The following is a 15,264-nucleotide window of genomic DNA, read 5'->3' as shown; positions in this document are numbered from 1 at the left end:
GGCGTCCGGGTTTCCTGTCGCGGCGCCCATCCACTCACTGCCGATGCGAAGCGCCGGGCATTGCCGGCTTCTCGCAGACGGCAACGCCACTGCCCGACGCCATGCCGACCACTTCGCCGCAGTTCGCCCCTCTCGCCCAACTCGCCGCCGATCTGAAAAGCGGCCGCACGACGAGCCGCGCGCTCATCGAGACCGCGCTCGAACGTATCGCCGATCCGGCTGGCCAGGGCGCGACCGTTTTCCTGCATGTCGATGCCGCCCACGCCCGGGCCGCCGCCGATGCCCACGACGCGCTGCGCCGCGCCGGCACCGTGCTCTCTCCGCTCGCGGGCATTCCCGTGTCGATCAAGGATCTCTTCGATATCGAAGGTGAAGTGACGCGCGCGGGCTCGAAGGCGCTCGCCGACGCCGCGCCCGCCAAAGCCGACGCCGTGGCCGTCGCGCGCCTGCGCCGCGCAGGCGCGGTGTTCGTCGGGCGCACCAACATGAGCGAGTTCGCGTTCTCGGGCCTCGGACTCAATCCGCACTACGGCACGCCGCGCTCGCCGTGGCGCGCCAGCGAGCCGGGCGACGCGCGCATCGCGGGCGGCTCGTCGTCGGGCGCGGCGGCATCGGTCGCGGACGGCATGGCCGCCGTCGCGCTCGGCACCGACACCGGCGGCTCGATCCGCATTCCGGCGGCGCTGTGCGGACTCACCGGCTTCAAGCCGACCGCGAGCCGCATCCCGAAGCAGGGCGGCGTTCCGCTTTCGAAGACGCTCGATTCGTTCGGGCCGATCGGCGTGTCGGTCGCGTGCTGCGCGCTCGTCGATCGCATTCTGGCGGGACGCGACCCCGGCGTGCCCGCGACGCGTCCGCTCGACGGCGTGCGTCTCGGCGTGCTGACGAACTACGTCACCGATGGCGTCGAGGCTCCGGTAGCGAGCGCGGTCGCCGCGGCCGTCAATCATCTCGCTGCGGCCGGCGCGCTGGTCGAAGACGTGCGTTTCGCGCCGCTCGACCGGCTGCCGGAGATCAACCGCTATCCGCTCGTCGCGATCGAGGCCCACGCGTGGCATCGCAAGCTGATGGCCGAGCGCGGCGGCGAGTACGATCCGCGCGTGCTTGCGCGCCTGAAACGCGCCGAAGCGGCGAGCGCGGCGGACTACATCGATCTGTGCGAGTCGCGCGACGCGATGATCGAAGCCGCGCGCACGACGCTCTGGCAACGTTTCGACGCGATTCTCTGCCCGACCGTGCCGGTGCTGCCGCCGCGCATCGCCGATCTCGAAACCGACGACGACGCCTTCACGCGCATGAACGCGCTGATCCTGCGCAATCCGACCGCCTTCAATTTTCTCGATGCCTGCGCGCTGTCGCTGCCCTGCCATCCGCGCGGCGAAGCGCCTGTCGGGCTGATGCTCGCGGGCGCGCCGAACGCCGATGACACCTTGCTGTCGATCGGACGCGCGGTGGAAGCCGTGCTGGACACGACGCGCTGAGCGCCGCGAGCGTTCCGCTGAACGCAGCTAATTCTGCGCATTCTGCGTTCGCGCTAGAATTCACCGCGATAGCCGCGCAACTCCGGTGCTTCCTTCTCGAATCGTTGCGAAACAATGAACAACTCTTTGAATCACTTCACGATGCATCAGGACGACCGGGCGATGCGCCGCGAGCGCCGCCTGCTCGTGCTGCTCGGTCTGATCAGTCTCGGTCTCGTCGGCGGCGCGCTGTATCTCCAGTTCTTCCATAACGAAGATCCGTGTCCGCTGTGCATCATCCAGCGCTATTTCTTCATTCTGGTCGCGATCTTCGCGTTTCTCGGCGCGGCTTTCCGCAACTGGCGCGGCATTGCGCTGTTCGAAACGCTCGTCGCCATCTGCGCGCTCGGCGGACTCGTCACCGCGATCCGTCATGTGTACGTCCAGTCGCATCCCGGCTTCAGCTGCGGTTTCGACGCGCTCCAGCCGATCGTCGACGGCCTGCCGCCCGCAACCTGGCTGCCGCAGGTGTTCAAGGTCGCGGGGCTGTGCGAAACGCCGTATCCGCCGATTCTCGGGCTTTCGCTGCCGCAATGGTCGCTAATCGCGTTCGCGCTGATCTTCGTGTTCGTCGCGGCCAGCGTGCGGCTCAAGCGCAAATTCCGCTCGGCGGTTCGATAAACCTTGCCGGGCGGCCGTTCGTGCCGCCCGCTCTCCCCGTTTCATCGCCTCCCGGCGCGCTTTTTCTTCCCCGCATCAGCGCATCCGCATAATCTTGATACGTGTCGCGCAATATTTTTGGGATATTGCGATGGTAAGGTCGTGTCTGGATGGCGATCTACGTGCGCGCAGTCCGTTTCGCTCGAAGGCAGCCCGTTTTTCTAGACGGCAACTCACGAAGCGAACGGAAACCGCGTAACGCGCGCCCGGTCCGCAATGTCTCCCCGAATCATGACAACGCACACCATCCGCCTTCTCCGGCTCCGCGCCCTGTTCCCTTGCGCCCGCGCGTTCAAGCGCGCGCCTGTCGCGCTTTTCACCCGCTGGGCGATGCCATGTTCATCGCCCGGTAAACTAGCGTCTGCGACGACGCAAATCCGCACGAATCACGCGCACATCCGACCACTTCTGGAGCTCACTCGATGCAAGTTTGGCTGAACGACCTGCAACACCTGCTCGCGCACGGCGATGCCGTCGTGCTCGTGACGGTCGCGCGTGTCGAAGGCTCCGCGCCGCGCGAGCCCGGCACGAAGATGATCGTCACGCGTGAGGACGCGCGCTATACGATCGGCGGCGGTCATCTGGAATGGAAGGCCATCGAAACCGCACGGCAAGTGCTGAAGGACGGGATGCGCACTCCGCGCATGCGCAAGCTCGAGCGCTTCGCGCTCGGCCCGAGCCTCGGCCAGTGCTGCGGCGGCGCGGTCGTGCTGGCGTTCGAGCGGCTCGATGTCGCGGATCTCAACTGGGTGACGACGCTCGGCAAACGCACGGCGCAAGGTTTATCGACCGTGCGCAGCGTTTCCTTCGCGCCGGATCCCGAGCTTCGCGACGCCGTCATGCTCTCGGATCCCGAACCGGGCGCGACCGGCGCCGACTGCCTGCTGTGGGACGGCGCTGGTTTCGAGGAAAGCGGCGCGCTGCTGACCGAAACCATCGCGCCGAACGACTTCGAGGTCGTGCTGTTCGGCGCGGGCCACGTCGGCGCCGCGCTGATCCGCGTGCTCGCGACGCTGCCGTGCCACGTCACCTGGGTCGACGAACGCGATGCCGCGTTTCCCGCACCGCAGTTCGTGCCGGACAACGTCACGATCGAGCCGAACGACGCGCCCGACGAAGCCGTCGATCGCGCGCCGCCCGACGCGTACTACATCGTGATGACGCACAACCACACGGTGGATCTCGCGCTCGCGGAGTGCATCCTGCGGCGCGGCGACTTTGCGTTCTTCGGCATGATCGGCTCGTTCACGAAGAAGAAGCAGTTCGAACACCGGCTCGCGGCGCGCGGCATCGACCCCGCGAAGATCGCGCGCATGGTGTGTCCGATCGGCATCGACGGCATCGTCGACAAAGCGCCCGAAGTGATCGCCGTTGCAGCGGCAGCCCAACTGCTGCAAGCGGTCGAAGCCAACGCTTCGAGCCACGCGTCGTCGCAACAGACCGCCTGACCCACAGGCGAATTCGCAGCCCCAAAAGACTGAAAAGCCCACATGAATCCCACACTCGCCGACAAGATTGCGCGCGCGCCGAAAGCCGAGCTGCATATCCATATCGAAGGGTCGCTCGAACCGGAGCTGATTTTCGCGCTCGCGAAACGCAACAACGTGAAGCTCGCGTACGACTCCATCGATGCGCTGCGCGCGGCCTACGCGTTCACCGACCTGCAATCGTTCCTCGACATCTACTACGCGGGCGCGAGCGTGCTGCTCACGGAGCAGGATTTCTACGACATGACGATGGCGTATGTCGAGCGCGCGCTCGCCGATCACGTCGCGCATACGGAAATCTTCTTCGATCCGCAGACGCACACGGAGCGCGGCGTGCCGATCGAAACGGTCGTCGCGGGCATCGATGCCGCGCTGGCCGAAGGCGAAAAACGCGGTCTGTCGAGCAAGCTGATTCTCTGCTTTCTGCGCCATCTTTCCGAAGAAGACGCGCTCGCCACCTATGAAAGCGCGTTGCCGCTCTTCGATAAATACGCGCATCGGCTGATCGGCGTCGGGCTGGATTCGTCGGAGCGCGGTCATCCGCCGTCCAAGTTCGAGCGCGTGTTCGCGCAGGCGCGCGAGCGCGGGCTCAAGCTCGTCGCGCATGCGGGCGAGGAAGGCCCGCCGTCGTATGTCTACGAAGCGCTCGATCTGCTGAAGGTGGATCGCGTCGATCACGGCGTGCGCAGCATCGAGGACGCGGCGCTGGTCGCGCGTCTCGCCGATGAGCGCATCGCGCTGACCGTGTGCCCGCTCTCGAACATCAAGCTCTGCGTGTTCGACGACATGACGAAGCACACGCTCAAGGATCTGCTCGATCAAGGCGTCGCGGTGATGATCAACTCCGACGATCCCGCGTACTTCGGCGGCTACGTCAACGCGAACTACTTCGCGATCGCCGATGCGCTCAAGCTTACCGATCACGAGGTCTACACGCTGCTGAAGAACAGCCTCGAAGCCTCGTTCGTCACCGAAGAAGAACGCGACGCAATGATCGCGCGCCTGGATCAGCACTGGAAGCAGTAAGCACGATGCAAACCACAGCCACTTCTCAACGCGACACGACCGCGCTCGAACGCTTCTTCGGCATTCGCGCGGCTGGCTCGCGCACGAAAACCGAAATCGTCGCGGGCATTACGACGTTCCTCACGGCGATGTACATCATCGTCGTCAATCCGGGCATCTTGTCGGCGGCGGGCGTGCCGTTTCCCGCGGCGTTGACGGCGACCGTCATCGTCAGCTTTCTCGGCAGTTGCGCGATGGGCCTCTACGCGCGCAATCCGGTGCTCGTCGCGCCCGGCATGGGCATGAACGCGCTCTTCGCGTTCGTCATGGTGCACGGCGGCAAGATGCCGTGGCAGACGGCGCTCGGCTGCGTGTTCTGGTCGGGCGTGATCTTCGCGATTCTCGCGGCGTTCAACGCGCGCAAGCTCGTCGTCGATGCGATTCCAGCGAACCTGCGCCATGCGGTGTCGTGCGGCATCGGCCTGTTCATCAGCCTGATCGGGCTCGTGAACGCGAAGTTCGTCGTCGGCGATCCGGTGACGATCGTGCACTCGGCGTCGCTCAATCCGGTCGTCGTCACGTTCCTGATCGGCCTTGCCGTCACGACGATTCTCGTCGCGCGCAAGGTCACGGGCGCGCTGATGCTCGGCATCGTGTTCACGACGATCATCGCGATTCCGATCGGCCGCTTCTACGGCGACGGCACCGCGTACTGGCCCGCCGCCATCGCCACGAAAACGCTCGTCAACTGGAACGGCCTCTTCGCCGCGCCGGACTTCTCGGCGGTCATGCAGCTCGACTTCATGGGCGCGCTGAAAGTCATCTACTGGCCGTTCATCTTCGTGATGCTGTTCACGTCGTTCTTCGACGCGCTCTCCACCTTCATGGCGATATCGGAAGCCGGCAAGCTCTACGACCGCGACGGCAATCCGCGCAACATCCGCCAGTCGATGATGGTCGATTCGTTCTCCGCGCTCATTTCCGCGCCGCTCGGCACGAGCCCGGCGAACGCGTACATCGAATCGGCAGCGGGCATTTCGGCGGGCGGGCGCACGGGTCTCGTCGCGGTCGTCGCCGGATTGTGCTTCCTGCCGTTCCTGTTCCTTTCGCCGCTGCTCTCGCTCGTGCCGGCCATCGCGACCGCGCCCGCCCTAGTGCTCGTCGGCGTGTTCATGATGGAAGCGATCACGAAGATCGAATGGCATCGTTTCGACGAAGCCATTCCCGCGTTCCTCGCGATGATCCTGATCCCGCTCACATACTCGATCACCGATGGCGTCGCGTACGGCTTTCTCGCGTTCGTCGTGCTTAAGTCGGCGACGGGCCGCGCGAAGGAAATCAAACCCGCGATGTGGATCATCGCGGCGTTCTCGTTAGTCCTGCTTTCGCAGCTTTGAAAATCCAATACGGAGACGTTGCATCATGACTCAAACCGCCTACCGCGCCCAGTTGCTGACCTTTCGCGAAGACCCCGCGCATGCCGCCGATGGCGCGGTCTACGAGGCCGACGGCCTTCTGATCGTCGAGGACGGCAACGTGGTCGCGGCAGGCGCGTATGCGTCGATCCGCGACAGGCTCGAGCCCGACGCGACCGTCCACACGATGCGCGACAAGCTGATCGTGCCGGGTTTCATCGACTCGCACATTCACTATCCGCAGACGGACATGATCGCGTCACCGGCGCCGGGCCTCTTGCCCTGGCTCAACACGTACACGTTCCCTACCGAACGCGGCTTCGAGAATCCGTCGATCGCGCGCGAGACGGCGAGTTTCTTCATCGACGAGCTGCTCGCGTGCGGCACGACGACGGCGCTCGTCTACTGCACGGTCCACAAGCAATCCGCCGATGCATTCTTCACCGAAAGCGAGGCGCGCGGCACGCGCATGATCGCGGGCAAGGTGCTGATGGACCGCAACTGCCCCGAGTTCCTGCGCGACACGGCGCAATCCGGTTACGACGACAGCGCCGAACTCATCGCTCGCTGGCACGGGCGCGGCCGTCAGCAATATGCGCTGACGCCGCGTTTCGCGCCGACGTCGACGCACGAGCAGCTCGAAGCGTGCGGCGTGCTTGCGAAGAAACACGACGACGTGTTCATCCAGACGCACGTCGCGGAAAACACCGACGAGATCAAATGGGTCGAGAGCCTCTTTCCGGGGCATCGCAGCTATCTCGACATCTACGATCACTACGGCCTGTTGCGCCGCCGCGCGGTGTACGGCCACTGCATCTATCTCGACGAACAGGATCGCGCGCGCATGGCGGAAACGGGCGCGGTGGCTTCGCACTGTCCGACGTCGAACCTGTTCCTCGGCAGCGGCCTGTTCGATTTCGAGAAGGCGGGCGAGTCGAACATGCCGGTCGCGCTCGCGACGGACGTCGGCGGCGGCACGTCGTTCTCCATGCTTCAGACGATGGGCGCCGCGCACAAGATCGCGCGTCTCACCGGTCATCATCTGACCGCGACGCGCATGTTCTGGCTCGCGACGACGGGCGCGGCGCAAGTGCTCGACCTGGACGACAGGATCGGCACGCTTCGCGCCGGCAGCGAAGCGGATTTCGTCGTGCTCGATCCGAACGCGACGCCGCTGCTTTCGCGCCGCACGGCGCGCACGGAATCGCTCGAGGAATTGCTGTTCGCGTTCGCGCTGCTCGGCGACGATCGCGCGGTCTTCGAAACCTATGCGGCCGGCAAGCGCGTGCATTCGCGCGACACGCGCAAGACGGCGAAGCTGGAACTGGCCGCCTGAGTTTCTTTTGCGCAGTCCGCAAGACGAGCGCCCTTCCTTCGAAGGGCGTTTTCGTATGGCGAGCCACGCAATCGGCGACGATTCGAGCACAATTAATGCAATCTCGTTAAAGTGCTGGCTTCACGTTCGGTGCGTCGCCATGATCGCCTTCCGGCCCATTCGTCTTGTCCTGCCGATGATGCTCGCGTCGATGAGCGCGCTCGCGCACGCCGAGGCGCTCGATGCGCAACTCGACTGCAAATCGACGCCGCACGATTTCATCGCGCCGCTGCAGGAAAACAATCTGCTGGAAAAGAAGCCGATGCGCGTCGAGCCGAACTCGATCAACGCGTTTCGCGCGGTGAAAGGCGCGACGCTGACGGCGTATGGATTCAAGGTGTACGCGCTGGTGGCGTATCAGAAGGACGATCCGCTCTTCCGGCAGGGCAAAGGCGAACCGATCGGAGATGCGGCGTATGGCGCGGTCGTCTGGGGCGGCGACGTCGAAGTGGAGCAGAAAGTGCGCGCGGCGGGCAGCGACGCGGTCGTGCACCACGTCGCGCCCTTTATTACGGCGATTTTCTGCAAGCAGTAGTCGACACAAACTCAGCGCAGCAATTCGACGAACGACGAAATCAGCCGGTCCATGTCGTTCGCATCGAGTGCGCCCATCGTCGAAATGCGGAACAGTTCCTTCGACAAACCGCCCTGCCCCGCGTAGATCACGAAGCCCTTCGCCTTGAGCGCGTCGTGCAGCGTTTCGTACGTGACGCCCTGCGGCAGCCGATACGCGCGCAGCACCACCGACGATTCTTCCGGCGGCAACGCGCTCTCGATGCCGAGCGAGGCCAATCCCGCGCGCACCTGCTCCGCCAGCTTCGCGTAGCGCCGATGCCGCGCGCGCCAGCCGCCTTCCTCCTCGAACTCGCGCAGCGCTTCGACGAGCGCGTAATACGCGTGCACCGACGGCGTGAACGGCGTGTTGCGCGCGTCCTGCAGCTTCGCGAGCCGCGCGATGCCGAGATAGTAGTTGCGGCTCGCGGCCTGCGCCAGCGCATCGCGGCGCGCGATGACGAACGCCGCGCCCGGCACGCCGTGCAGGCACTTGTTCGCGGTCGCCGCGATGGCCGCGATGCCGCCGCCGTCGAAATCGATCGCTTCCGCGCCGAAGCTGCTCACCGCGTCGAGCAGCAGACCGACGCCGCGCTCGCCGCACGCGCGCGAAAGCTGATCGATCGCGTTCAAGCGGCCAGTCGTCGTTTCATGATGGATGATCGCGACATTGGTGAACTCCTTCGTGTCGAGCAGCGCGATGATCGCGTCGATGTCCGGCGCCTGCATCCATTCGTACTTCACGACTTCGTGATCGATGCCGTATTGCTTCGCGATCTGCGCGATGCGGTCGCCATACACGCCGTTTTCCACGACGAGCAGCCGCCCGCCTTCCGGCACCAGCCCGGCGATCATGCTTTCGACCGCCGCGGTGCCCGAGCCGGTCATCAGCACGGCGCTCCACACCGCCGGATCGAGTTCGTAAGCCGCGACGAGACGCTTGCGCGCCTCATCCTGCAGATCGAAGAACTCGGGTTCGCGGTGACACAGATCGGTTTGCAGCAGGCTCTTGCGCACGCGTTCGCTCAGCGTGACCGGGCCCGGATTGAGCAGCAGCATCAACGGCCTCCAATGTGTTGTTGCAGACGCGCGCGCACGTCCTCGGGCGTGATCTTCGGACGCGGCAGGTCGGCGGGCGTGCCGGTCCTGATCGACAGACGCGCGAAACGCGCGCCGTCGACATCTTTCGCTTCGAAGAGACGATCGATTACGCCGATGTCGTTGCCGTCGAGCGCGAGCGCGTAACCGCACGCCGACGCGATCGACGCGAAATCGACTTCGCGCGACACCGTCGCCTGGCCGCCGGTCGATTCGTGCGCGCCGTTGTCGAGCAGCAGATGCACGAGATTCGACGGACCGTACGCGCCGAGCGTCGCAAACGCGCCCATGCGCATCAGCGCGGCGCCGTCGCCATCGAGCGCGACGACGGTCAGATCCGGGCGCGACAGCGCGAGGCCGAGCGCCATCGGCGTCACGCAGCCCATCGAACCGACGAGATAAAGCTGGTTCGCGCGATCGTCGATAGCGTAGAGTTCGCGGCCGCAAAATCCGGTCGATGCGAGCACGACGGTCGCGTCTTTCGGCGTGTTGGCGATGACCTTTCGCAGCGCATCGTGGCGCGTCGCGCGCTCGCATTCGTATCGCTGCACGCTCGCAGGATGCGCATTGACGCGCACGCCCGACAGGCCCGTCTTCTTCAACTCGTAAGGCGCGACGCTGCCCTTTTGCATGACGAGCGCGTACGGACGGCCGGTGCGGTCCATGTAGTCGGTCGCGCGATCGAGCGCCGGGCCGATCTCGCCGGCTTCCGTTGGGAAAAGCTCCCACGGGATTTCCATCGTTTCGAGCATCTGCGGCGTGATCGGGCCCATCAGCGCATGCTGCGGCTCGTCGTGCACGCCGGGCTGGCCGCGCCACGTGACGATCAGCAATTGCGGCAGGCGAAACGTCCACGTGAGCGACGTCAGCGGACTCACCGCGTTGCCGAGCCCGGAGTTCTGCATCATCGCGATGCCGCGACGTTTCGCTTTTCCGTTGCCCGCGCCGCCAAGCGCGACGCCCGCGATCAACGCGACTGCATCGCCTTCGTTCGCCGCCGACACGTAATGCAGCGAGTCGTCCTGCAGCACGTAATTGATGAACGGCGTGAGAAACGAGCACGGCACGCCCGCGTACCAGTCGAAACCGCGCTCGCGCGCGGCTTCGACGAACTGGGCGGCCTCAATCACGCGCGTTCTCCGTGCCTTCGGAACCGATCGGCGTCTGGCCGTGCGCGAAATCGCCCGCGCGACGGAAGTCGTCGAGATCGTTCACGCCGCGCCAGTGGCCGTGCACGTATTGCACTTCGATCTTCTGGCCATCGGCGATCAATGCGTTGAGGAGCGCGGCGGTATCGAGCGTGTCGAAATCGGCGCGCTGCTGCAGCGTGGCGAGCGTCGCGACGAGACGCTCGCGCGCGCCCGCGCGCACCTTGACGAGCCCCATCCAGCGGCCTTGCGGCGCACGTGCATCGGCGATTGTCTGACCCGCGCCGACCACGCTTTCGAGCCACACTTTCTGGCCGAAGAGCGCGCGGTCATCGGCGGTCGAGCAGTACGCGAAGTCAGTTGCCGCCGCGCCCGCTTGCGGCGTCTGCGACGAATCGACGACCACGCAGAAGTCGCTGTCCGACTCGACCAGATCGCGCAGGATGTAGCTGCGGAACAGCAGATCGCCGTAGGAAATGACGGTATCGCCGTTCATGTGCTTGACGGCGCACGCGAGCGACGCGAGTTCGCCGGTGGTTTCGTGCTTCTCGTTGACGACGAGACGAATGCCGCCCTTTTCGATCGCATCGGCCCGATATCCGCCGACGACCGTGATGTCGTTGATGCTTTCCTTCTTGAACGCCTCGACGAGATGACGCAGAAGCGGCTTGCCCGCGACCGGCAACATCACCTTCGGGCGTTCTTCGGTCAGTGCTTCGAGGCCCGCGCCGCGGCTCGCGGCGAGCACGATCGCGCTGCGTTTCTCGTTGGCCGCGCTCAGATAGATGTTCTCCGCGGCGGAATATTCGTCCGCGTCCTGCAGACGGAAGATCTCGTTCACCGACGCGATGCGGTCTTCCACGTTGACGAGCGTCTCGCTGTCGTGAATTTCTTTCGCGATTGCCTGCATTGCCGAAACCGCGCCGCGAATCAGATGGTTCGCCCAGATCACGCAGCTGATGCCAGCCTGACGGAACGCATCGGTCGGCGTGCTGTAGTACTTCGTCGGCACGATGACGAGCGGACCGCGACCCGCCCATTCGCGCGCGAACGTGAGGATTTCGTCGGGCTTCGAGAGCTTGCTGTGAATCAGAATGGCATCCGCGCCAGCCTGGCGATATGCCTCGGCGCGCTTGAGCGCCTCTTCCATGCCCCAGCCGGCGATCAACGCTTCCACGCGCGCGACGATCGAGAAATTCGGATCGCTCTGCGAATCCTTGCCCGCCTTGATCTTGCCGCAGAATTCGTCGATATCCGCGAGCGGCTGCGCTTCGCCGTTGATGAAGCTGTTGGTCTTCGGGAACTGCTTGTCTTCGATGCACACGCCCGCAATGCCGCGCTGCTCCAGCTTGCGCACGAGACGCCGCACGTTGTTGAAGTTGCCGTAGCCGGTGTCGCCGTCGAGCAGGATCGGCAGATCGCTCGCGTCGGCCATGAATTCGAGGTTGTCGACGACCTGCGTCCAGCTCGCTTCGTTGTTGTCGCGCACGCCGAACTGCGCGGAGATCGAGAGGCCCGAGCCCCAGATCGCCTTGAAGCCGGCTTCTTTCGCGATGCGCGCCGAAATGCCGTTGTGCGCTTCCATCAGGAATTCGAGGCGATTGCTTTGCAGCATCTCGCGCAGGCGCAGGGTGCGCGAGTAGCCGACCGGGATTTGCGTGGGTGCGTTCATTGTTGCGATGCTCCTGCAAACTGACTGAGCGCGTTGAGCGACGGCAACACTTCGTCGGCGGCGCGCTTCACGTCGTTTTGAAAATCGATTTCGATCCACGGCGCGCCGGTGACATCGGCGATATCGAACGCGTGGGTTTTTTCCAGCAACAGGTCGCGCACCGCCTCTTCGTGCGGCATCTTCGCGCGGCCGGTCGCCACGTAATCGGCGCAGATGTCGGCGAGACGCGTGGCGGTTTTTTCGTCGAAACGGAAGAAGCCGACCGATTCGCCGATCGTGTCGTACTTCAAACCCGCCGCGACCTGCTTGCGCAACTCGACCGGCACGCCGTTCTCGACGCACAGTTTCACCGGTTCGTCGCCGGCTTCGAAATCGCGATCGATCAGCAGGCGATTCACGCTGCCGCCCGCGACGAGCGGCTCGAAAATGCGTTCGTCGTAAAGCACGTCGGCGTCCATCAGCAGGACGTCGCCGCCGCGCGTCATCGCGTCGCGCGCGGTGTGCACGGAGAGCACGCTGCCGAGCGTGAACTCGTCGTTGACGACGATCTCGGTCTTCGGCTTCCAGTCGATCGCCGCGAGCTCCGCTTCGATCTGCTCGCTTTTGAAGCCGGTCACGAAGACGACTTCGTCGACGTTCGCGGCTTTCAGGAAGTGCAGATGGCGCTCGAGCAACGATGCATCGCCCGAATTGCCGCCGAATCGCAGCAGACATTTCGGCTTTTGCTGGCCTTCGGGCTGAACGAGGCGCAAGCCCATCCCGGCCGCAAGAATAATTGCGCGCATGCTTGTGTTCCCTTCGTGGGTGGGTCAGTCGATATCCGGCACGCGCGCGAGACGGCGGCGCTGCCAGCCTTTTTCAACGAAATGCAGATAGACGATGCCCGGCACGCCAAGCAGCAGTTCGCGCGCGCGCTTGACGAGCGACAGGGCGAGCGCCGCTTCCGGCGGCAGTCCGACGAGACGCGCGAGCAGCAGATAGCCGCCTTCCTGCACGCCGAGCGAGCCGGGAATGGCGAAGGCCGCGCCGCGAATCGCCTGGCCGAGACTTTCGAGCAGCAACGCTTCCGTCCAGCCGACCGGATGGCCGAGCAGATGCAGCGCGAGCCACACTTCGCCCGTGCCGACGATCCAGCCGACAAGACTCAGGCCGAAGCTCGCCGCGACCTTGCCGCGCTCGCGATACATCTCGTGGACGGCGGCATCGACCGCTTCGGCGCGCGTGACGAGCGACGACCAGTCGCGCTTCGCCGAGAACTTCGCTGCGATGCCCGACGCGAAGCGCATCGCGCGGCCAAAGAGACCGCGCCGCTGCGCCAGATAGAAACCGAAGATCATCAGGCCGATCACGCCGATCACCGCGAGCACGGCGAACGTCAACGTCGACGACGAGCCGCCCGCCGCGTAGCCGGTCAGCAGCACGACGCCGACGAGCGCGAAGATCAGTTGGGCGACGGTCTGCATCGTCGTACTGACAGTGATGACGGCGGCCGCGTCGCGCGCGCGCATGCCGCGCTGCGCGAGATAGCGGACCATCAGCATCGGCCCGCCGATCTGGCCTGCGGGCATGAGGCTATTCACCGATTCGCCCGCCCAGCGCGCGAGCAATGCATCGCGCAGGGAAACGTCGCGTTCCTTGTCGGAGAAGAGCACGCTGATCGCGCCGGCATCGACGACGAGCGGCACGAAATGAAACGCCGCGACCGCGACGAGGCCCCAGCCGGCCGCGGCCAGCGTCGATGCGACCGAGCCGAAGCCTTGCCAGCCGAGCAGCGCGATGAACAGCACCACGCCGGCTGAGAGAAGAAATGTGCCCGCGCGGCTCATGCCTGTCCGTTCTTGCCGCCCTTGCGGCGAAAGACCTGCCTGAATCCGAAATACGCGATCGAGTCCTTCATGTTCGAGATGAAGCGCTGGAACGGCCGCATGTTCGGGTTAGTCACGTACTCAAACGTGAGCGACACGCGCATCTCGTTCTCGCCGAGCGGCGTGACGCGATGGCGCAGCTTGTCGCCATCGAAGAACACGAACGCGCCGGGCGGATACTGCACCGAACCGGGTTGATCGGGCACCGCCGGATTCTTCGTGTGCAGTTCGTAGTCGAGCTTGCAGGAGGAATCGTCGATGACACCGAGCAGCAGCGTGTAGCGGCGCCCGTCGTAATACGAAGTGTCGTAATGCCAGCCGATGTGATCGCCCGGCTTCGTGTAGAAATACAGCGCGTAGGCGTGCGGATCGTCTTGCGGCGAGAGCTGCAGCTTGTCGCCGGTGATCGCTTCGAGCCACTTGATGAGCGCGTCCGAGCGATACAGATCCGCGATGAACGGCGCGAGCTTGTCGAGCGTGTGGCGGCTCACGCTGCCGCCCGCCTTGTGCCCCGGCAGATAGTTGCGGTTCACGGAAGGCATCACGTCGTGCACGGCGGCGATCAGGCGTTCGGTGTAATCGCGCGGCAGAAAGTCTTCGATATAGAGAAACGAGCCTTGCTGTCCGTACTCGTCGCGCAGCTTCGGCGCCGGGAACGCGGCGAGGCGCGCGCTCATCGTCGAATCGATGTCGCGCTGCGATGGGCGCGCGGCCTTCGCCGTGTGCACCGGTTGAATCAGCGTGTTGTCCGGAGTTGCCGTATCGCTCATCTCACCGCCTGAAAATCTTTGTCGTCTTTTGCGTGGGTCGCTTGCGCGCGCCGTTTCATCTGCGCGCTCACGCGCTGATAGTCCACCGCCACGTAGACGGCGAAGAGCGGCGCGCCGATCGCCGCCGCGATCAGAAACGGCGTCATGCCGTTCAGGATGGTCACGAGCGGCAGCAGATACAGCACGTCTTCGGTTTCGAATCCGGCCATCGACGCCTGCTTCGTGCCCGATTTGCCGACCATCGACTCGATGCGCATGCGCAGGAAAAAGATCAGCGCAACCGCCACGCCCGCGATGCCGCCGAGCCATTGGGCGGGCACGATCATCGACGGATGATGCACGGCGACGTAGAACCCGATGCCGAGAAACAGCAGCACGGTGACGAGCGCGTCGCACGCGAGGTCATAGAAATGGCCGATCTTGCTCGACTGTCCGCTGATGCGCGCGAGCTCGCCGTCGGTGTGATCGACGAAATTCGACAGCGCGATGAGCAGCGCGCCGAGCGTGCACATCCAGAACTGACCAAGCGACAGATAGTACGCGCCGGCGAGGCCGATCGCGAGGCGCAGCGTGGTCAGGTGATTGGGCGTGACCGGCGTGCCGACGAGCGGCGTGACGAGACGGCGTGCGAGCCGCGCATCCCATGTAGTGGGCTCGGGAACGGCTTGGGGATTGGGCGGACACGATTTTGTCATCC

The 15,264-nt window shown here is 65.0% G+C and carries 14 protein-coding genes; 7 read left to right on the top strand and 7 right to left on the bottom strand.

Annotated features, from left to right (window positions below; all coding sequences use genetic code 11):
* The first annotated feature begins 101 nt into the window (after positions 1–101).
* The 7 genes from AWB77_RS17125 (at position 102) to AWB77_RS17095 (ending at position 7,997) form a co-directional block, all read left to right on the top strand.
* Positions 102–1,481, top strand: coding sequence for an amidase (locus tag AWB77_RS17125; protein WP_061135629.1), 1,380 nt, complete (start codon positions 102–104; stop codon positions 1,479–1,481).
* A 141-nt stretch (positions 1,482–1,622) separates the two neighbouring features.
* Positions 1,623–2,141 (top strand): disulfide bond formation protein B, encoded by a 519-nt coding sequence (locus AWB77_RS17120; protein ID WP_061135774.1) that lies wholly within the window; start codon positions 1,623–1,625, stop codon positions 2,139–2,141.
* Between the two features lie 461 nt (positions 2,142–2,602).
* The gene (gene xdhC, locus AWB77_RS17115; protein ID WP_061135628.1) at positions 2,603–3,628 is read left to right on the top strand and encodes a xanthine dehydrogenase accessory protein XdhC; all 1,026 of its coding nucleotides are present in this window, start codon (positions 2,603–2,605) and stop codon (positions 3,626–3,628) included.
* Between the two features lie 42 nt (positions 3,629–3,670).
* Complete coding sequence (locus AWB77_RS17110; protein ID WP_061135627.1) at positions 3,671–4,693, top strand: adenosine deaminase; 1,023 nt, start codon at positions 3,671–3,673, stop codon at positions 4,691–4,693.
* 5 nt (positions 4,694–4,698) lie between these two features.
* Positions 4,699–6,069, top strand: a complete 1,371-nt coding sequence (locus AWB77_RS17105; protein ID WP_061135626.1) for an NCS2 family permease — start codon at positions 4,699–4,701, stop codon at positions 6,067–6,069.
* Positions 6,070–6,094: 25 nt separating this feature from the next.
* The gene (gene guaD / locus AWB77_RS17100) at positions 6,095–7,423 is read left to right on the top strand and encodes a guanine deaminase (RefSeq protein WP_061135625.1); all 1,329 of its coding nucleotides are present in this window, start codon (positions 6,095–6,097) and stop codon (positions 7,421–7,423) included.
* 139 nt (positions 7,424–7,562) lie between these two features.
* Entirely contained in the window at positions 7,563–7,997 is a 435-nt protein-coding gene (locus AWB77_RS17095; protein ID WP_061135624.1) for a hypothetical protein, read from the top strand.
* An 11-nt stretch (positions 7,998–8,008) separates the two neighbouring features.
* Here the strand turns inward: AWB77_RS17095 and AWB77_RS17090 are convergent, their stop codons facing one another.
* Genes AWB77_RS17090 through AWB77_RS17060 form a run of 7 tightly spaced genes read right to left on the bottom strand, consistent with a single transcriptional unit; the run spans position 8,009 to position 15,262 of the window.
* Complete coding sequence (locus AWB77_RS17090; RefSeq protein WP_061135623.1) at positions 8,009–9,073, bottom strand: 2-aminoethylphosphonate aminotransferase; 1,065 nt, start codon at positions 9,071–9,073, stop codon at positions 8,009–8,011.
* Positions 9,073–10,242 carry a phosphonopyruvate decarboxylase gene (gene aepY / locus AWB77_RS17085; RefSeq protein ID WP_061135622.1) on the bottom strand — a complete coding sequence of 390 codons (1,170 nt, stop codon included), beginning with the start codon at positions 10,240–10,242 and terminating at the stop codon, positions 9,073–9,075. Before aepY ends, AWB77_RS17090 begins: the two co-directional genes overlap by 1 nt.
* Entirely contained in the window at positions 10,235–11,932 is a 1,698-nt protein-coding gene (aepX, locus tag AWB77_RS17080) for a phosphoenolpyruvate mutase (protein ID WP_061135621.1), read from the bottom strand. The genes aepY and aepX overlap by 8 nt, the downstream gene beginning before the upstream one ends.
* On the bottom strand, positions 11,929–12,717 hold the full coding sequence (locus AWB77_RS17075) for a phosphocholine cytidylyltransferase family protein (protein WP_061135620.1): 789 nt from the start codon (positions 12,715–12,717) through the stop codon (positions 11,929–11,931). The genes aepX and AWB77_RS17075 overlap by 4 nt, the downstream gene beginning before the upstream one ends.
* Positions 12,718–12,741: 24 nt before the next feature.
* Positions 12,742–13,758, bottom strand: a complete 1,017-nt coding sequence (locus AWB77_RS17070; RefSeq protein WP_061135619.1) for a flippase-like domain-containing protein — start codon at positions 13,756–13,758, stop codon at positions 12,742–12,744.
* Positions 13,755–14,567 (bottom strand): HalD/BesD family halogenase, encoded by an 813-nt coding sequence (locus AWB77_RS17065; protein WP_061135618.1) that lies wholly within the window; start codon positions 14,565–14,567, stop codon positions 13,755–13,757. Before AWB77_RS17065 ends, AWB77_RS17070 begins: the two co-directional genes overlap by 4 nt.
* On the bottom strand, positions 14,564–15,262 hold the full coding sequence (locus tag AWB77_RS17060) for a CDP-alcohol phosphatidyltransferase family protein (RefSeq protein ID WP_061135617.1): 699 nt from the start codon (positions 15,260–15,262) through the stop codon (positions 14,564–14,566). The genes AWB77_RS17065 and AWB77_RS17060 overlap by 4 nt, the downstream gene beginning before the upstream one ends.
* Positions 15,263–15,264: the final 2 nt, after the last annotated feature.

This window comes from Caballeronia fortuita, from assembly GCF_001544835.2.
Lineage (GTDB): Bacteria > Pseudomonadota > Gammaproteobacteria > Burkholderiales > Burkholderiaceae > Caballeronia > Caballeronia fortuita.
Note: the sequence above shows the minus strand (reverse complement) of the source record. Positions and strands in the feature narration are given on the sequence as shown.

What these genes read in the sequence shown, in the direction of transcription:
- AWB77_RS17125 (WP_061135629.1), top strand. Translation starts at nt 102, where the DNA reads ATGCCGACCACTTCGCCGCAGTTCGCCCCTCTCGCCCAACTCGCCGCC.
- AWB77_RS17120 (WP_061135774.1), top strand. Translation starts at nt 1,623, where the DNA reads ATGCATCAGGACGACCGGGCGATGCGCCGCGAGCGCCGCCTGCTCGTG.
- xdhC (WP_061135628.1), top strand. Translation starts at nt 2,603, where the DNA reads ATGCAAGTTTGGCTGAACGACCTGCAACACCTGCTCGCGCACGGCGAT.
- AWB77_RS17110 (WP_061135627.1), top strand. Translation starts at nt 3,671, where the DNA reads ATGAATCCCACACTCGCCGACAAGATTGCGCGCGCGCCGAAAGCCGAG.
- AWB77_RS17105 (WP_061135626.1), top strand. Translation starts at nt 4,699, where the DNA reads ATGCAAACCACAGCCACTTCTCAACGCGACACGACCGCGCTCGAACGC.
- guaD (WP_061135625.1), top strand. Translation starts at nt 6,095, where the DNA reads ATGACTCAAACCGCCTACCGCGCCCAGTTGCTGACCTTTCGCGAAGAC.
- AWB77_RS17095 (WP_061135624.1), top strand. Translation starts at nt 7,563, where the DNA reads ATGATCGCCTTCCGGCCCATTCGTCTTGTCCTGCCGATGATGCTCGCG.
- AWB77_RS17090 (WP_061135623.1), bottom strand. Translation starts at nt 9,073, where the DNA reads ATGCTGCTGCTCAATCCGGGCCCGGTCACGCTGAGCGAACGCGTGCGC.
- aepX (WP_061135621.1), bottom strand. Translation starts at nt 11,932, where the DNA reads ATGAACGCACCCACGCAAATCCCGGTCGGCTACTCGCGCACCCTGCGC.
- AWB77_RS17075 (WP_061135620.1), bottom strand. Translation starts at nt 12,717, where the DNA reads ATGCGCGCAATTATTCTTGCGGCCGGGATGGGCTTGCGCCTCGTTCAG.
- AWB77_RS17070 (WP_061135619.1), bottom strand. Translation starts at nt 13,758, where the DNA reads ATGAGCCGCGCGGGCACATTTCTTCTCTCAGCCGGCGTGGTGCTGTTC.
- AWB77_RS17065 (WP_061135618.1), bottom strand. Translation starts at nt 14,567, where the DNA reads ATGAGCGATACGGCAACTCCGGACAACACGCTGATTCAACCGGTGCAC.
- AWB77_RS17060 (WP_061135617.1), bottom strand. Translation starts at nt 15,262, where the DNA reads ATGACAAAATCGTGTCCGCCCAATCCCCAAGCCGTTCCCGAGCCCACT.